This window comes from Shimia sp. (assembly GCF_022448905.1).
In the GTDB taxonomy this organism is placed as follows: domain Bacteria; phylum Pseudomonadota; class Alphaproteobacteria; order Rhodobacterales; family Rhodobacteraceae; genus Shimia.
Genome location: NZ_JAKVCW010000013.1, coordinates 23787 through 39703, shown reverse-complemented (window position 1 = coordinate 39703; position 15917 = coordinate 23787). Strand labels below are relative to the sequence as shown.

Sequence of the window (15917 nt, the reverse complement as noted above, 5' to 3'; positions counted from 1 at the left end):
CGCCTGAAATCTAGTGGCCCGGCTATTGGCCGGGCAGCCCCCGACCGCCCCCCTTGGGCGGGGGCTTCACCCCCACCCGCGGCCGGGGGCCGCCTTGAACGGAATATGTGATGCCTGATAGTAAGCTCGTCCTTTCCCGAACGACAAACATCGGCCCGTTTGAGGTAGGTCGACTGGCCTATGGCTGTTGGCGGTTTTCTGGCAGCACGGTTGCGGACGCCACGGCGAAGATTGAGGCTGCCTTGGAGATTGGTGCCAATCTGGTGGATACGGCAGCGATCTATGGGTTTGGCGAAGAGGGCTTTGGCGCGGCTGAGGCCGTTTTGGGGGAGGTTTACGCCGCCCAGAAGGGGCTACGGCAGAAGACGGTTCTGGTCACCAAAGGCGGGATTCACCCGCCTGTGCCTTATGACAGCCGCGCGTCTAACCTGATTGAGAGCTGTGAAGCGTCGCTCGCGCGGCTTAAGACCGATGTGATTGACGTGTTTCTGGTCCATCGGCCAGACCTCTTGGCGTCCTATGACGAGGTGGCGGAGGCGCTGACGCAGTTGCGGGCGGCGGGGAAAATCCGCGAGGCGGGGGTGAGCAACTTCTCCCATACGCAAATCCGGGCGTTGCAGAGCAAGCTGGATTTTGCGCTGGTGGCCAATCAGCCAGAGTTTTCGCTGCTGGCCATTGACCCGTTGGAAGATGGCACGTTGGACATCGCTCAGGAGTTGAACCTGGCGGTGATGGCCTGGTCTCCGCTGGGCGGGGGGCGTTTGACGGCGGTGCATCAGCCGGAAGCGGGCACGCAGGAGGCGCGGGTGTTGTCGGTGCTTGATGGCATTGCCACGCGTGAGGGCGTGGGCGTGGATCATGTGGCACTGGCCTGGGTGTTGGCGCATCCGGCGGTGAGCATGGCGCTGATTGGTACGCAGAATGTGGCGCGGATCACTGACAGCGCCAAAGCCTTTGACGTGAAGCTGAGCCGACAGGACTGGTACGATGTGTTGGTCGCCGCGCGCGGAGCGCCGATGCCTTGATGCGACGCGGGCGTCATATCCCGTTATGCACCGCCGCCTATGGCTGGCGGCGGTCGCGGATTTCCTGCTGGCGCAGGGGGTGTTTGTCGATGGAGGCAGAGAGTTCCCGCACCGTCCAGGGCTTGGGTTTGCGCAGGTATACAACGCCGTCTTTTTCCACCAAAGCCATCATAAATCCACGCGGGCGGAGCCGTTTGCGCAGGGCGGATTTGGCGGATGGATCGGTGTCGGTCAGCACCACTACATCGCGTTCGATCAGTGCGTCCGGAAAAGCTTCGATCAGCTCCAATTGCTGGATGAACCTTGGATCGCGGTCGGTGTCGGCAAAGACCACAAGCACCCGGTTTTTCCAGAGGTATTCGCTGAGGTCGGAGTTCAAACCAGATTGTATTAATTCCGGTGCATTTTCCGCCACGGTTTCCACGGAGGCAGAGGCATCATTTTCGTCGGTTTCTGTGGCTTGTGCGGCAACGCCTGTAGCGGCCAGAAATCCCGTCAGAACAAGGGCTAAGCGGTGGGTCATCGTCTCTCCTGTTGAGACCAATATAGGGGGTGTTTTCCCCAATACGAACCCCTTTGGCAAAGTCGGTCAAATTTTAACGTCGGTTAACAGCATTTGCACGGGTGATGCGGCATGATGGCGGCCTCTGTATATCCGGCCAGCCTTGAGGGTGTGGCCCTCAAAAAGGTGCGCAAAGCCATGGACGTCATCCTACATGTCGGGGCCCATCTGAGTGGGGTTTCCACGCTCGCCAGCTATCTCAACCGCAACCGTCGTCCGCTGGAGGCCCACGGGCTGAAGGTGTGGACACCGGAGGTCACCCGCAAAGGTCTGTTTGACGGGCTGACGCTGAAATCCGGTCTGGACGGTGTGGCGCGCCGACGGGCACGCGGGGCCGGGCGGGTGCAGCTGCGCTGTGCCATGTTGGAGCGGCAAAGGGTCCGGGAGCTTTTGGTTCTGGAGCCACATATGCTGGGCTCGATGGAGAACAACATTGCCAGTGAACGGCTCTACCCGGCAGCGGGGGAGCGTGTGGCCCGCATGGTGTATGCCTTTGGCGGGCGTGTGAAGCGGGTCGTGTTCGGCATGCGCGCGCTGGAAGACTACTGGGGCGGGGCAATGGCCCATGCCCTGCAGATGGGCGCAGATGTGCCCAGCGAGGCAACCATGGACCGTTTGGTCACGCAGCCGCGCAGCTGGCGTAAAGTGGTGCAGGATGTCGCCTGTGCCGCGCCAGACGCGGAAATTCTGGTGCTGCCATATGAGCGGCTGGGCGAACAGCCGGCGCGGGTTGTGGAATATGCCGTGAGCGGGCGGTTTGGTGCGCCAACCAATTTCCGCGTCAGCGGCCTTTCGCATGTGCCGGAGTTGCCGGTGTTGCGCGAGGTGCTGGTTGATCGTGGGCTGGACTCGCAAAGCCTGCCCAAAGGCACGGACCGCTGGCATCCGTTCAGCGCGTTCCAAGTGGATATTTTACGCGAGATATACGTTGAGGATCTGGCCTGGCTGCGCGCCGGGGCGGATGGTTTGGCGTTTCTCATCGAAGAAAACGGGACCAGCACGGCGCGACATGCCGGGCGCTTTGGCCCCTAAAGAACACAGACGAGGATGACACCAATGACGGACACCAAGAAATGGGCCGAACTGGCAGAGAAAGAGCTGCGCGGAAAGCCGCTTGAGGATCTGACCTGGAAGACGCTGGAAGGCATCGACGTCAAGCCGCTCTACACGGCGGAAGACACCGAAGGGCTGGATCACATGGGCTCCATGCCCGGGTTTGGCCCGTTCACCCGTGGGCCCAAGGCCACCATGTATGCGGGCCGCCCCTGGACCATCCGTCAGTACGCGGGCTTCTCCACCGCAGAAGAGTCCAACGCCTTCTACCGCCGAAACCTGGCGGCCGGTCAGCAGGGTGTCTCCGTGGCCTTCGATCTGGCGACGCACCGTGGCTATGACAGCGACCACGAGCGCGTGGTCGGCGACGTTGGTAAAGCCGGCGTGGCGATCGATTCCGTTGAGGACATGAAAATCCTGTTTGACGGCATTCCGCTGGACAAGGTGTCCGTGTCGATGACCATGAACGGCGCGGTGATCCCGATTTTGGCGAACTTCATTGTGGCGGGCGAAGAGCAGGGCCATGACAAGAGCCTTTTGGCTGGCACGATTCAGAACGACATTCTGAAAGAGTTCATGGTGCGCAACACCTATATCTATCCGCCAGAGCCAAGCATGCGGATCATCAGCGACATCATTGAGTACACTTCCAACGAGATGCCGAAGTTTAACAGCATTTCGATTTCCGGCTATCACATGCAGGAAGCGGGGGCCAATTTGGTTCAGGAGCTGGCCTATACGCTGGCGGACGGGCGTGAGTATGTGCGTGCGGCGATGAACGCGGGCATGGATGTGGACAAGTTTGCCGGGCGTCTGAGCTTCTTCTTTGCGATTGGCATGAACTTCTTCATGGAAGCGGCGAAACTGCGGGCGGCGCGGACGTTGTGGCATCGGGTGATGACCGAATTTGGCGCCAAGAACGAGCGTTCCAAAATGCTGCGCACCCACTGTCAGACCTCTGGCGTGAGCTTGCAGGAGCAGGACCCGTATAACAACGTGATCCGCACCGCCTATGAGGCGATGTCTGCGGTTTTGGGCGGGACCCAGTCGCTGCACACCAACGCGTTGGATGAGGCGATTGCCTTGCCGACCGATTTCTCGGCCCGGATCGCGCGTAATACACAGCTGATCCTGCAGGAAGAGACCGGCGTGACCAATGTGGTCGACCCACTGGCGGGCTCTTACTATGTCGAGGCGCTGACCGGCGATCTGATTCAGAAGGCCTGGGCGCTGATGGAAGAGGTTGAGGAGATGGGTGGCATGACCAAGGCGGTGGCCTCCGGTATGCCGAAGCTGCGCATTGAGGAGAGCGCAGCGACCCGTCAGGCGATGATCGATAAAGGCGACGAAGTCATTGTGGGTGTGAATAAATACCGCAAGGATAACGAAGACCCGATCGACATTCTGGACGTGGACAACGTCGCGGTGCGCGAAAGCCAGGTGGCGCGTTTGGCGCAGATCCGCGCGGATCGGGACAGCGCGGCCTGTGAGGCGGCATTGGCGAACCTGACCAAAGTGGCGAAAGAAGGCGGCAACCTGTTGGCGGCGGCTGTGGAAGCGGCGCGGGCGCGTGCCTCGGTAGGAGAAATCAGTATGGCAATGGAGAAGGAATTCGGCCGCCATCGGGCCGAGGTGAAGACATTGGCGGGTGTTTATGGCGCGGCGTATGAAGGCGACGAAGGCTTTGCGGCGATCCAGAAATCCATCGAGGATTTTGCCGAGGAGGAAGGTCGTCGTCCGCGTTTGCTGGTGGTGAAGATGGGCCAGGACGGGCACGACCGGGGCGCGAAGGTGATTGCCACCGCCTTTGCGGACATCGGGTTTGACGTCGATGTAGGCCCGCTGTTCCAGACCCCTGAAGAGGCGGCGCAGGATGCGGTGGACAACGACGTGCATGTGGTCGGGATTTCCTCCCAGGCGGCGGGCCACAAGACTTTGGCACCTCAGTTGATCGAAGCGTTAAAAGGCAAAGATGCAGAAGACATCATTGTGATCTGTGGCGGGGTGATCCCGCAGCAGGATTATGAGTTCCTGCAGAATGCTGGCGTGAAGGCGATCTTTGGGCCGGGCACCAATATTCCGGAAGCGGCGGAGAACATCCTTGGCCTGATCCGCGAAGCGCGGGCGTAAGCGCCGGGGGCTGTCTGCCCCCAGACCCCCGAGGATATTTGGGGAAAGAGAAAGCGGGGCGTTGCAGGACACTGCAGCGCCTTTTTTGCGGCTCAGTTGCTCTAGTGGCGCTGGATTTTTAGACAGGCGCGCATGCCGCCGGTGCCGGCTTCAAAATACAGCGTGCCGCCGTGTTGCTCGGCCACGGTGGCCACGATGGTCAGGCCGAGGCCGTAGCCGTCAATCGCCTGGGTGTTATCGCCCCGCGTGAAGGGCGCGACAGCGGCTTCGATTTCGGCGGCGGTCATGCCGGAGCCTTCGTCTTCAACCGTGATGATGGCGTGCTCGGCGGTGGCCTCTATGGCGACTTTGGCTTTGCGGCCGTATTTCAGTGCGTTTTCGATCAGGTTGGAAATCGCGCGTTTGAGCGACACAGGGCGTGCGGAGACGAGGATGCGTTGTTCCGTTGGCAGTGCGCCACGACCCGCGGTGGCGGTAAACACCGAGCCGCCACCCTGAAACGACGGGGTTTCGGAGGTCTCCAGCGTCACCGGCTGGCCGAGGTCCTGATAGTCGTCGACCAGCGCGTCAATCAGCGAGGTGAGCGAGAGGTTGCGGGGCGGCTCTTCGTTGAGTTCGGCGCGGGTGTAGGTCAGCACGCTTTCGATCATCTCGGTCATACTGTCGATGTCGGCCTCAAATTTGCCGCGCAGCTCGGCGTCTTCGACCAATGCGGCGCGCAGGCGCAGGCGGGTGGCCGGGGTGCCGAGATCATGGCTGACGCCGGAGAGCACCGTGGCGCGTTTGGCGATTTGCTCGCGCTCGCGCTCCAGATAGCGGTTCAGCGCCTGCACAATCTCGCGCAGTTCTTCGGGGCCTTGCAGGGCGTAGCTTTGAGGGCCGCCAAGGCGGCGGTGGTTGCGCAGGGTGCGGGCGAAACGTTCAAAATGCGCAGATGTGTCGCGCACCAACGTGGTGAAAACCGCCAGTGCCACCAGAGCGAGCAGGATGGCGGGCAGGCGCAGGTCAGTGGGGGCGGCGTGACAGCCCCAGACGTCCTGACCATCGATGCGTTTCCAGTCCTGTGCGCCCATGCGGGCAAAGAGGATGGGTTCGCTGCAGTAGGTCGCCAAAAGCTGGGTGACGTTGCCCAGTTTTTGCGCCGCAGACTGCCGACCGTTGGAGATCAGCTCGGACACGTTGTATTGCAAGCTGTCAGACACAATGATCAGCGCCAGAGACTCGCCGGAGACCGGATCATGGCCCTGACCTTTGATGGAGACGTTGGTGACAAAGGCCGGTTGGGGCACGTTGGGCAGGTGCCAGAAGTCGCCTTGCATGACCTGGGTCTGCGCCACCTGAGAAAGGGGACTGATGTCCACGCCCACCGGAGGATCGGCGCGGGTGCGCAGGCTGTCATAGAGTGACACACCGGCGACGTAGGAGCGGGTGAGGTGGTCGCGCCAGCCGTTGGTGGAGGAGGACCACATCCAAGCCGTGGCGTAGGCGGTCAGGAAACAGGCAGCGACCAGCAGAACGCCCAGGGTGTTTAAACGAAGGCCCTGTGACGTGGCGGTCATTGATCGTCCTCAACCGCCACATCAACGGCAAAGACGTAGCCCACACCACGTTGGGTGCGCAGCATTTCTGGTATTTTGGGCTCGGCTTCGATTTTGCCGCGCAGACGGCCTACCAGAACGTCAATGGCACGGCCTGGGTTGCCGTTACCGGCGTCCTGACCGTCGCCGGTCACATCCAGCGCGGTGTTGATTTCTTCGCGGGTCAGGGGGATGTGGGGGTTGCCCAAGAATACCTTGAGCAGGGCGGTCTCTTTACGCGAGAGGCTGACTTGATAGCCTTGCGGGGAGGTGACCTCGTCGCGTTTCGCGTCATAACACCATCCGCCAAAGCGGAAGGTGGAGATGCTGCGCCGGTAGGTGAGGGAGCTGCTGCGTTTGGCGCGGTGCAGGACGGCTTTTACGCGGGCGAGCAATAAGTTGGGGTTGAAGGGCTTGGCGATGTAGTCATCCGCGCCGACTTCGTAGCCCGCCATGCGGTGATGGTCGGCAGAGAGGGCGGAGACCAGGATCACGGGCACGTCCTGTTCGTGACGCAGGCGTTTGCAGATGTCGACGCCGTATTCATCCCCCAGCATTACATCCAACAGGATGAGGTCGACGCGGCCACTGTCCAGTTGTTCCCGGATTGTGACCTCGCTGTCACACGGCAGGGCGATGAAACCGTTTTGGCGCAGGAACTGCGTCAGCATCCCACGGGTTTCCGCGTCATCATCAACCACCAAAAGCCGTGGAATCGTCATGCCTACCTCCCAATTGCCACCCGTCGCTCCCCTACGGCAGGTTGTCTTGTTGCGTGCTTTGTAACAGCGTGCAACAAAATCAAGGCCTAGGTAACAGCGTGTAACAGAACACCGGATTTTGTGACATGGCAAAGGCAAAACCGGTATTTGGTGGATTGTTACACCCCCTCAGCGTTTGGCAGGAATGGGGCAGCACTGCTCAGACGGGCAGTCGAAATTGGGAGGACATTATGAAAAAATCCGTATTCGCAGCCGCAGTGGTTGCGTCCTTTGTGGCATCCAACATTGCCAAGGCTGAGCCTCAGGCAGAGGTTCTGCACTGGTGGACATCTGGCGGTGAAGCCAAGTCCGTGGCCGTGCTGCAGAAAGAGTTTGCCGACAATGGCGGTACATGGACTGACATGCCAGTGGCCGGTGGTGGCGGCGACGCGGCGATGACCGCGCTGCGCGCCCGCGTGCTGTCCGGCAACGCACCGACCGCGGTTCAGCTGAAAGGCCCGGCCATTCAGGAATGGTATGAAGAAGGCGTGCTGGCAGACATCTCTGCCGTGGCTGAGGAAAAAGGCTGGGACACTGTGCTGCCAGCCTCCATCGCGGGTCACATGAAATGTGAAGGCAGCTGGTGCGCGGCGCCGGTGAACGTGCACCGTGTGGACTGGATCTGGGCCAACGCGGACGTGTTGGAAGCCAACGGTATTGCGATGCCAAACACCTGGGACGAGTTCAACGCGGCGGCTGACAAGCTGCAGGCGGCGGGTGTGATCCCACTGGCGCACGGCGGTCAGGCCTGGCAGGACGCAACGGTGTTTGAAGCTGTGGCACTTGGCCTTGGTGGGCCAGAGTTCTATCAGCAAGCTCTGGTTGATCTGGACCCGGCAGCGCTGCAATCTGACACGATGATTGCTGTGTTTGACCAGATGCGCAAACTGCGCGGCTATGTGGATGGCAACTTCTCCGGTCGTGACTGGAACCTGGCCACCGCGATGGTGATGAACGGTGAAGCGGCGTTCCAGATCATGGGCGACTGGGCCAAAGGCGAATTCCTGGCGGCTGGCAAAGCTCCTGGTGAAGACTTCCTCTGCTCTTCGACCCCAGGCAACGGCTACCTCTATGTGGTCGACAGCTTTGCCATGTTTGACGTTGACGGCGACGACAAAAAAGCGGGTCAGAACCTGCTGGCAGACCTGATCATGGGGCCAAACTTCCAGGAAGTGTTCAACCTGAACAAAGGCTCCATTCCGGCCCGTACAGATGTGGCGCTGGACAAGTTTGAGAGCTGTGCCCACACCTCCGCCGCCGATATGGCTGCGAGCAGCGACGAAGGCTCCCTGCTGCCAAGCTATGCCCACGGCATGGCGCTGCGCGGCGCGCAGGCGGGTGCGATCACCGATGTTGTGACCGCGCACTTCAACTCGGACATGTCTTCTGCCGATGCGGTGAAGATGCTGGCCGACGCGGTTGCGAACTCGCTGTAACCTTCTCCCACGCCCTGTCCCGAAACTTCTCGGGGCGGGGCATTTGAATAAAGGGTCGCTGTGATGACCGAATGGCTTGAACGCCACGTGCCAAAGATGGTGCTAGCACCTTCTTTTGTGGCCGTCCTCATCTTCGTCTATGGCTTTATCTTCTGGACTGCTTGGGTGTCTTTCACTCGCTCCAAGTTGATGCCACGTTATGAAATCAAAGGCTTCATCCAGTATGAACGCCTGTTTGCCTCCCCCCGCTGGGACACGGCGATGGACAACCTGTTCATCTTTGGCACGCTGTTCATCGGGATTTCTATGATCCTCGGCCTGTTCCTGGCCATTCTGCTGGATCAGAAAATCCGCGCCGAGGGTGCGCTTCGCACGATCTACCTCTACCCGATGGCGCTGTCGATGATTGTGACCGGGACCGCGTGGAAGTGGATCATGAACCCGGGTCTCGGGATCGAAGCCACTGTGCGGAGCTGGGGTTTTGAGAGCTTCACCTTCAACTGGATCACCGATCCCAAGATGGCGATCTATGCGGTGGTGGTTGCCGCCGTGTGGCAGGCCAGCGGCTTTGTCATGGCGCTGTTCCTTGCCGGGTTGCGCTCCGTGGATGAGGAAATCATCAAGGCGGCGCAGGTGGACGGCATCCCCACTTGGCGGATTTACTCAGCCATCATCATCCCGTCGATGGCCCCGATCTTCCTGTCGGCCTTCATTGTGCTGGCGCACCTCGCGATCAAGAGCTTTGACCTTGTGATTGCCCTGACCGGTGGTGGTCCCGGCTACGCCACGGATCTGCCTGCGACCTACATGTACGCCATGGCGTTTTCGCGCGGCGATATTGGTCAGGCGGCCAGCTCTGCCATGGTCATGATGGGCGTCGTCTTTGCCATTGTCGTGCCTTACCTGTACTCCGAACTGAGGGCGAAACATGACTGATTTCACCCAATCTTATGACGCGCCGCGTCGCAACTATAGCCAGTTGGCTCTGCGGTGGTTGCTGTTTGCTTTGCTGGGCCTGTTTGCGCTCTTCTATCTGATGCCGTTGTTTGTGATGGTGACCACCTCACTCAAAAGCCTGGAGGAAATCCGCACCGGCTCTCTGGTTGCGCTGCCACGGGAAGTGACCTTTGACGCCTGGCGCACGGCCTGGTCTGAAACCTGTACCGGTGTGAAATGTGAGGGGCTGAAGCCGTATTTCTGGAACTCGGTTCTGATGACGGTGCCGGCGGTGATCATTGCCACCTTGCTGGGCGCGGTGAATGGCTATGTGATTGCGCAGTGGCGCTTCAAAGGCGCGAACCTGATCTTCTCGCTGATGCTGTTTGGCTGCTTTATCCCGTTTCAGGTGGTGCTGCTGCCAATGGCGCGCAGCCTGGGCATTCTGGGACTGGCGGGGTCGATCCCCGGGTTGATCCTGGTGCATGTGATTTACGGGATTGGCTTCACCACGCTGTTCTTCCGCAACTACTATGTCACGATTCCGTCTGAACTCACCAAAGCGGCGAAGGTGGACGGGGCAGGGTTCTTCCGGATTTTCTGGTCGATCTTCCTGCCGCTGTCGCTCCCCATCGTGGTGGTGACCGTGATCTGGCAGTTCACCAACATCTGGAACGACTTCCTCTTCGGGGTCAGCTTCAGCCAGTCGGGCACCCAACCGGTGACCGTGGCGCTCAACAACATCGTCAACTCCACCACAGGGGTGAAGGAATACAACGTCGATATGGCCGCTGCCATCATCGCCGCCCTTCCCACGCTGCTTGTCTATGTGGTGGCAGGCAAATACTTCATCCGCGGCCTGACCGCAGGTTCCGTGAAAGGTTAACCCCATGGCACCCATTCTGGATATCAAACAACTCTACAAGAACTACGGCTCCGTCGAGATCCTGAAGGACATCAATGTGGCGATTGAGCCCGGCGATTTCCTTGTGCTGGTCGGCCCGTCCGGCTGTGGTAAATCCACGCTGCTGAACTGCATCGCGGGGCTGGAGCCGATCACCGGCGGTACGCTGTCGATTGGTGGCAAGGACATGACCCATGTCAGCCCCAAGGATCGCGACATCGCGATGGTGTTCCAGTCCTACGCGCTTTACCCGACCATGTCGGTGGCCAAGAACATCACCTTTGGCATGAAAGTGCGCGGTGTGGATGCGGCGACGCAAGAGCAGAAGCTCAACGAGGTGGCCAGCCAGCTGCAGATTGAGCAGTTGCTGAACCGTCGTCCGGGGCAACTCTCCGGTGGTCAGCGGCAGCGTGTTGCTATGGGCCGGGCGCTTGTGCGTGATCCCAAGCTGTTCCTGTTTGACGAACCGCTGTCCAACCTTGATGCCAAGCTGCGGGTGGAGATGCGCTCTGAGATCAAAAAATTGCACCAGAACCTTGGCGCGACCATGGTCTATGTGACCCACGATCAGATCGAGGCGATGACGCTTGCGACCAAAATTGTGGTTCTGAAAGGTGGTGTGGTGCAGCAGATCGGCACCCCGGCGGAGATCTATAACCGTCCGGCCAACCTGTTTGTGGCGGACTTCATGGGCAGCCCGGCGATGAACCTGATCCCGGCGAAGGCCACTAAAAATGGTACGGGCACGCAGATTGAGATCGCCCGTGAGGGTGCGGCGCCGCTGATGTTGACCGATACCCATGCGGAGAACCTGCCGCAAGATGTGATCCTAGGCTTGCGTCCTGAGGATATTGCCGAGGCCGGGTTCCGGGCTGGTGAAGACGTGCAGGTGGCGGAGTGTCATATCGACATGGTGGAGCCGGCGGGCGCGGATACTTTTGTGGTGTCCGAGCTGGGGGGCAAGCAGGTCACCGCGCGATTGCATGCGGAGACCGGGGCGCAGCCGGGGCAACCGTTGCCGCTGGCGTTTGACCTCAGCAAAGTGTCCTACTTTGCGCCGGGCAGTGGCGAGCGGTTGAACTAAGCTTTCGCTGTTTAAGACAAGAAAGCCCGCCTGAGTGGATCAGGCGGGCTTTTGTGCTTTTAGGGGAGAGGCTTAGGCGCTAAGGCGATCCTCCTCTTCGAAGTCGTCGGACATGTCCGGCTCAGTTGCGCCTTCCATGTCGAAACGCGCCACGATGCCAGAGAGGCTTTGCGCTTCGGCCAGCAACATCTGGCTGGAGGCGGCGGCTTCTTCGGCCATGGCGGTGTTCTGCTGGGTCATGGAGTCCAGCTCGCCCATGGAGGTGTTGATGCTGTCCAGACCAGAAGATTGTGTGCGCACGCCCTCGGAGATTTCCGTGACCAGATCAGACACAGAGGTCACCTGTGTGATGATATTGGTTAGCGCGTCGCCTGCGCGGCCCACCATTTCCACACCGTTGGAGACATGGTCTTCGCTGGCGCTGGTCAGGGCCTGAATTTGACCGGCGGCCTCGGCGGCGCGTTGCGCCAGGGCGCGCACTTCGGAGGCGACCACGGCAAAGCCGCTGCCAGCGCTGCCCGCACGGGCGGCTTCCACACCTGCGTTTAGGGCGAGTAGGTTGGTTTGGAAGGCGATGTCGTCGATCACGCCGATGATCTGGGAAATCTCGCTGGAGGCGGTCTGGATCTGGTCCATGGCTTCCACGGCGGAAGAGACCACATCGCGGCTGTTTTCCGCTTCCTGACGGGCGGTCTGCATCACGCCATCCACGCGTGTGGCGCGGTCAGCGGTGGCTTTTACCCCGTCCGAGAGTGCCGTCACAGCGTGGGCAGTGTCTTCCAGCGTGGCGGCGGCGCTTTCGGTGCGTTTTTCCATCACGGTGGCCGCGGATTTCTGTTCGTCGGAGTATTGGCCTACGTGTTGGGAGGCCTCGACGATCTCAGACATCAGCGTGCGCAGGTTGGCGAGGCTGTGGTTGAAGTTTTCGCGCAGGATTTCGTAGTCGGCCACAAACGGCTCGTGGATGTCACAGGCGAGGTTGCCACGTTCCAGTTCGGCGAGCGCCTGGCTCATGGTGTCCACCACGTCAGCGGTTTTGCGGGCGTTTTCTGCTTCGCGTTCTGAGGCTTCATCGGCGCGTTTCAACTTATCGCGGAAGTCGCCCATGGTGCGGGCCAGATCGCCCAATTCGTCGCCTCGTTTTTGGCCTGAGATGTCGATCTCATAGTTCCCTTCGGCCAAAGCGTCGGTAACACCACAGAGCGCTTGAATCGGTTTGGTTAAGCGACCCGCGGCAATCCAGGACACGATGATGGCGATGACCACAGAGGCGGCGATCATGGCGATGGCGACCAGGCGGATTTCATTGACCACAGAGAAGGCCGCAGCGTGATCGGTTTCCATGACCAGGGACCAGTTGAAGCCGGGAACCTCCATGGGTTTCACCAGGCTGATGGCGTCAATCCCGCCAACAGAGGTTACGGATTCAAAGAAGGCCTCCTCGTGGGCCTGCGCCGCCGCAATGTGCGGGGTGGCGGGCAGAGCGCCGGAGACCTCAAACAAGCCTTCGATCAGTGATGGGCTACGGGCGGTGCCGTCTTCACCCACCAGAAAGAGGTTCTGATGGCCACTGTCGTCCAGATTGGTGGACAGGGCGCTGGTGATGCGGTCGCTGGACAGCTGCACGGCCAGCACGCCGGCGATGGCTTTCTTCTTGCTTAGGATCGGGATCGCCAGGAAAGCGCCGGAAGCGCCGCCGGTGATCTCGTAAGCGGCAAAGTCAGAGGTGCTGATCTCGCCGGGTTTGGAGTTCACGGCGGCTTTGAAGACCTGCCCCAGACCGGAGGCGGCATAGGCGCCTTTGGAGAAGTCCTGTGCAAAATCGTCCTGTTTCATCACCGAGTAGAGCAGGCGGCCTTCGGTGTTGAAGAGGTAGATGTCAGCGTAGCCATTGAGGTTCAGCGAGCGCAGGAACGTCGGGTGGTAGCTGTTGTGAGACTGGCTGTAGTATTGGCCGTCACCCGGATCGACCAGCTTGGCGCGTTCGCCCGCTGGGTTCGGGTTTTTGGCAATATAGGTGTCCGTGAGGTATTTGATCGGGTCGTCGGCTTCGATCATGCCAATAACGCGGTCAAAGTTGCTGATCGCGCGGAATGTGGTTGGCTGATCGGCGTTCATCACCAGATCACGGCGCACGGCGTCAATCAGGGCGGCGATGGCCTGTTGGCCGGCGTTGGCCGTTGTTTCGTGGGAGGCATAAACATTCTGGCGAATGTTCTGTTCTGCCATGCGATAAACCAGGAAGGACACTGTTACCAGAAACGTGGCTGTCAAAGCGACCATTACCAATGGCAGCTTGAGAGAAAGTGACAGCTTTTTGGCTCTGAACATTTTTGACTCCTCACAAAATGTCTCATCGCCCGAGAAATCACGGGGTCCCCCATCGGTACCCACAAAATCCCTTCGAAGTGTTTAAGAGTAAATTTGAGTTGGAAAATAACGGCGATCAGGTCCGTGCGAGGTGGTGTTGCGAAGAATAGATGCGATGTTAAGTTATTGAAAGACAACGGGTCCTGATGGCTTCAAGTCAGGGAATGCGCACCCGCTCTACAAACTTTTTGAGGGCGAAACGGGAGCGAATGGCGCGAATGCCTGGAAGGCGCATAAGCTTGGATTGCAGAAAACTCTCAAATTCTTCAAGGCTTTCCACCCAAATCTCCAATTGGAAATCCATCGCGCCGGTCATCAAAGTGCCGGTCACAACCTCGTCAAAGCGGGCCACTTCTTTCTGAAAATTTGAAATAGCGTCGGCATCCTGGCGTTCCAGCTCGACGTTTACATAGGCGGTGATGCCGAATCCGGCGGTCATGCGGTCGATACGCAGGGTGTAACCGGCGATCAGCCCGCTATCTTGCAGCTGTTTTAGGCGGCGTTTGCAGGGGGTGGCGGAGAGACCAACCCGGTCCGCGATCTGCACCACAGACATGCGGGCGTCCTCGCTCAACGCGCGGATGATTTTTCGGTCAATTTCGTCTATAGTGATTTTCGCCACAAGAATCTCCTTTGCCGATTTTTTCGGCTAACATTTCGCAAATACGATAGGAGAACGCCGTTTATCAACCCGGGATGTGGGCTAAACTTAACAGGTTGAATAATTCTCGCTGACTGGCGGGGGTATCGGTTCCATCATCCGCCCCTGATCCCTTTGCGTGGGTCAACAAGACGGAGCAACCGTGCCTTCCGGCGTCAGCCCCACTTCAGAAAGGTGACGCATGGGCTCTGATACCGCTCCGCTCTCCCTCAATGTGCCGGAACCGGGATGCCGTCCCGGAGACACGCCGGACTTCTCCGATTTTGAAATTCCAAGGGCGGGCGAGGTTGGTCGCCCCGCGGTGGACGTGGACCCGGACAGCATCCGCGATATGGCATTTTCGATTGTGCGCGTGCTCAACAAAGAGGGCGAGGCCGTTGGCGACTGGGCCGGAGCGTTGAGCGTAGAGGAACTGCGCGAAGGGCTGCGTCACATGCTGACCCTGCGAACCTTTGATGCGCGGATGCAGAATGCGCAGCGGCAGGGCAAGACCAGCTTTTATATGCAGCATTTGGGCGAAGAGGCGGTGTCTTGCGCTTTTGCTCGTGCGTTGCAGCCAGGGGATATGAACTTCCCAACTTACCGGCAGGCGGGGCTGTTGATCGCGTCGGAGTATCCGATGCTGACGATGATGAACCAGATTTACTCCAACGCGGAAGACCCGTTGGCGGGGCGTCAGCTGCCAATCATGTATTCGTCAAAAGAACACGGGTTCTTCTCGATCTCCGGCAACCTTGGCACGCAGTTTGTCCAGTCGGTGGGCTGGGCCATGGCCTCGGCGATTTCGGGCGACACCAAGATTGCCACGGGCTGGATTGGCGATGGCTCCACTGCAGAGAGTGATTTCCACGCGGCGATGGTGTTTGCCTCGACCTATAAAGCGCCGGTTGTGCTGAACATTGTGAACAACCAGTGGGCCATTTCGACGTTCCAAGGCATCGCACGCGGTGGCGTGGGCACCTTTGCAGCACGCGGCCATGGTTTTGGCATCGCGGCGATCCGGGTGGACGGCAATGACTACCTGGCGGTGCATGCGGTGGCCAAGTGGGCCGCCGAGCGGGCGCGTTTGGGCCATGGGCCAACCTTAATTGAACATGTGACCTATCGCGCCGGCGGGCACTCGACCTCGGATGACCCGTCGGCTTATCGCTCCAAAAGCGAGGCGGCGGCCTGGCCTTTGGGCGATCCAATTGAGCGGCTGAAGCAGCACTTGATCAAGATTGGCGAGTGGAGCGAAGACCGCCACGCGCAGGCGGAGGCGGAGATCCTCGATACAGTGATTTCGGTGCAAAAAGAGGCTGAAGCGGTGGGTACATTGGCTGGCGGTAAAGCGCCAAGCCCACGGGACATGTTTGAAGGGGTGTATGAGACCATGCCAGAGCACCTGATCCGTCAACGTCAAGAAGCGGGGTATTGAT

The 15917-nt window shown here is 59.8% G+C and carries 13 protein-coding genes; 8 read left to right on the top strand and 5 right to left on the bottom strand.

Annotation, left to right across the window (positions count from 1 at the left end; translation table 11 throughout):
- The first annotated feature begins 110 nt into the window (after positions 1-110).
- A complete protein-coding gene (locus tag MK208_RS15525; protein WP_294118224.1) occupies positions 111-1025 on the top strand; it encodes an aldo/keto reductase in 915 nt (304 codons plus the stop codon).
- 37 nt (positions 1026-1062) lie between these two features.
- Here MK208_RS15525 and MK208_RS15520 read toward each other — a convergent pair whose 3' ends face one another.
- Positions 1063-1548, bottom strand: a complete 486-nt coding sequence (locus MK208_RS15520) for a DUF4174 domain-containing protein (protein WP_294118222.1) — start codon at positions 1546-1548, stop codon at positions 1063-1065.
- Between the two features lie 114 nt (positions 1549-1662).
- Between MK208_RS15520 and MK208_RS15515 the strand changes: the two genes are divergently transcribed.
- On the top strand, positions 1663-2619 hold the full coding sequence (locus MK208_RS15515) for a hypothetical protein (RefSeq protein ID WP_294118220.1): 957 nt from the start codon (positions 1663-1665) through the stop codon (positions 2617-2619).
- A 24-nt stretch (positions 2620-2643) separates the two neighbouring features.
- Complete coding sequence (scpA, locus tag MK208_RS15510; RefSeq protein WP_294118218.1) at positions 2644-4770, top strand: methylmalonyl-CoA mutase; 2127 nt, start codon at positions 2644-2646, stop codon at positions 4768-4770.
- A gap of 101 nt (positions 4771-4871) precedes the next feature.
- On the opposite strand, the gene MK208_RS15505 is transcribed toward scpA, so the two are convergent.
- Together MK208_RS15505 and MK208_RS15500 are read right to left on the bottom strand one after the other, a co-directional pair.
- Positions 4872-6329 (bottom strand): HAMP domain-containing sensor histidine kinase, encoded by a 1458-nt coding sequence (locus MK208_RS15505; RefSeq protein WP_294118216.1) that lies wholly within the window; start codon positions 6327-6329, stop codon positions 4872-4874.
- A complete protein-coding gene (locus MK208_RS15500; protein ID WP_294118215.1) occupies positions 6326-7069 on the bottom strand; it encodes a response regulator transcription factor in 744 nt (247 codons plus the stop codon). The genes MK208_RS15505 and MK208_RS15500 overlap by 4 nt, the downstream gene beginning before the upstream one ends.
- A 230-nt stretch (positions 7070-7299) precedes the next feature.
- On the opposite strand from MK208_RS15500, the gene MK208_RS15495 reads away from it, so the two are divergent.
- The 4 genes from MK208_RS15495 to ugpC all read left to right on the top strand — a co-directional run bounded on the left by MK208_RS15495 (position 7300) and on the right by ugpC (position 11468).
- Positions 7300-8544, top strand: a complete 1245-nt coding sequence (locus tag MK208_RS15495) for an ABC transporter substrate-binding protein (protein ID WP_294118213.1) — start codon at positions 7300-7302, stop codon at positions 8542-8544.
- A 63-nt stretch (positions 8545-8607) separates the two neighbouring features.
- Positions 8608-9480, top strand: coding sequence for a sugar ABC transporter permease (locus MK208_RS15490; RefSeq protein WP_294118211.1), 873 nt, complete (start codon positions 8608-8610; stop codon positions 9478-9480).
- The gene (locus MK208_RS15485) at positions 9473-10366 is read left to right on the top strand and encodes a carbohydrate ABC transporter permease (protein ID WP_294118209.1); all 894 of its coding nucleotides are present in this window, start codon (positions 9473-9475) and stop codon (positions 10364-10366) included. Before MK208_RS15490 ends, MK208_RS15485 begins: the two co-directional genes overlap by 8 nt.
- 4 nt (positions 10367-10370) lie before the next feature.
- The gene (gene ugpC, locus MK208_RS15480; protein WP_294118208.1) at positions 10371-11468 is read left to right on the top strand and encodes a sn-glycerol-3-phosphate ABC transporter ATP-binding protein UgpC; all 1098 of its coding nucleotides are present in this window, start codon (positions 10371-10373) and stop codon (positions 11466-11468) included.
- Positions 11469-11540: 72 nt separating this feature from the next.
- On the opposite strand, the gene MK208_RS15475 is transcribed toward ugpC, so the two are convergent.
- Both MK208_RS15475 and MK208_RS15470 read right to left on the bottom strand, forming a co-directional pair.
- Entirely contained in the window at positions 11541-13799 is a 2259-nt protein-coding gene (locus MK208_RS15475; protein WP_294118206.1) for a methyl-accepting chemotaxis protein, read from the bottom strand.
- Between the two features lie 196 nt (positions 13800-13995).
- On the bottom strand, positions 13996-14460 hold the full coding sequence (locus MK208_RS15470) for an Lrp/AsnC family transcriptional regulator (protein WP_294118204.1): 465 nt from the start codon (positions 14458-14460) through the stop codon (positions 13996-13998).
- 220 nt (positions 14461-14680) lie between these two features.
- On the opposite strand from MK208_RS15470, the gene MK208_RS15465 reads away from it, so the two are divergent.
- Positions 14681-15916, top strand: coding sequence for a 3-methyl-2-oxobutanoate dehydrogenase (2-methylpropanoyl-transferring) subunit alpha (locus MK208_RS15465; protein ID WP_294118203.1), 1236 nt, complete (start codon positions 14681-14683; stop codon positions 15914-15916).
- Position 15917: the final 1 nt, after the last annotated feature.

Excerpts from the sequence above, each read along its gene's own strand:
- MK208_RS15525 (WP_294118224.1), top strand. The coding sequence starts at position 111 with ATGCCTGATAGTAAGCTCGTCCTTTCCCGAACGACAAACATCGGCCCG.
- MK208_RS15520 (WP_294118222.1), bottom strand. The coding sequence starts at position 1,548 with ATGACCCACCGCTTAGCCCTTGTTCTGACGGGATTTCTGGCCGCTACA.
- MK208_RS15515 (WP_294118220.1), top strand. The coding sequence starts at position 1,663 with ATGGCGGCCTCTGTATATCCGGCCAGCCTTGAGGGTGTGGCCCTCAAA.
- scpA (WP_294118218.1), top strand. The coding sequence starts at position 2,644 with ATGACGGACACCAAGAAATGGGCCGAACTGGCAGAGAAAGAGCTGCGC.
- MK208_RS15505 (WP_294118216.1), bottom strand. The coding sequence starts at position 6,329 with ATGACCGCCACGTCACAGGGCCTTCGTTTAAACACCCTGGGCGTTCTG.
- MK208_RS15500 (WP_294118215.1), bottom strand. The coding sequence starts at position 7,069 with ATGACGATTCCACGGCTTTTGGTGGTTGATGATGACGCGGAAACCCGT.
- MK208_RS15495 (WP_294118213.1), top strand. The coding sequence starts at position 7,300 with ATGAAAAAATCCGTATTCGCAGCCGCAGTGGTTGCGTCCTTTGTGGCA.
- MK208_RS15490 (WP_294118211.1), top strand. The coding sequence starts at position 8,608 with ATGACCGAATGGCTTGAACGCCACGTGCCAAAGATGGTGCTAGCACCT.
- MK208_RS15485 (WP_294118209.1), top strand. The coding sequence starts at position 9,473 with ATGACTGATTTCACCCAATCTTATGACGCGCCGCGTCGCAACTATAGC.
- ugpC (WP_294118208.1), top strand. The coding sequence starts at position 10,371 with ATGGCACCCATTCTGGATATCAAACAACTCTACAAGAACTACGGCTCC.
- MK208_RS15475 (WP_294118206.1), bottom strand. The coding sequence starts at position 13,799 with ATGTTCAGAGCCAAAAAGCTGTCACTTTCTCTCAAGCTGCCATTGGTA.
- MK208_RS15465 (WP_294118203.1), top strand. The coding sequence starts at position 14,681 with ATGGGCTCTGATACCGCTCCGCTCTCCCTCAATGTGCCGGAACCGGGA.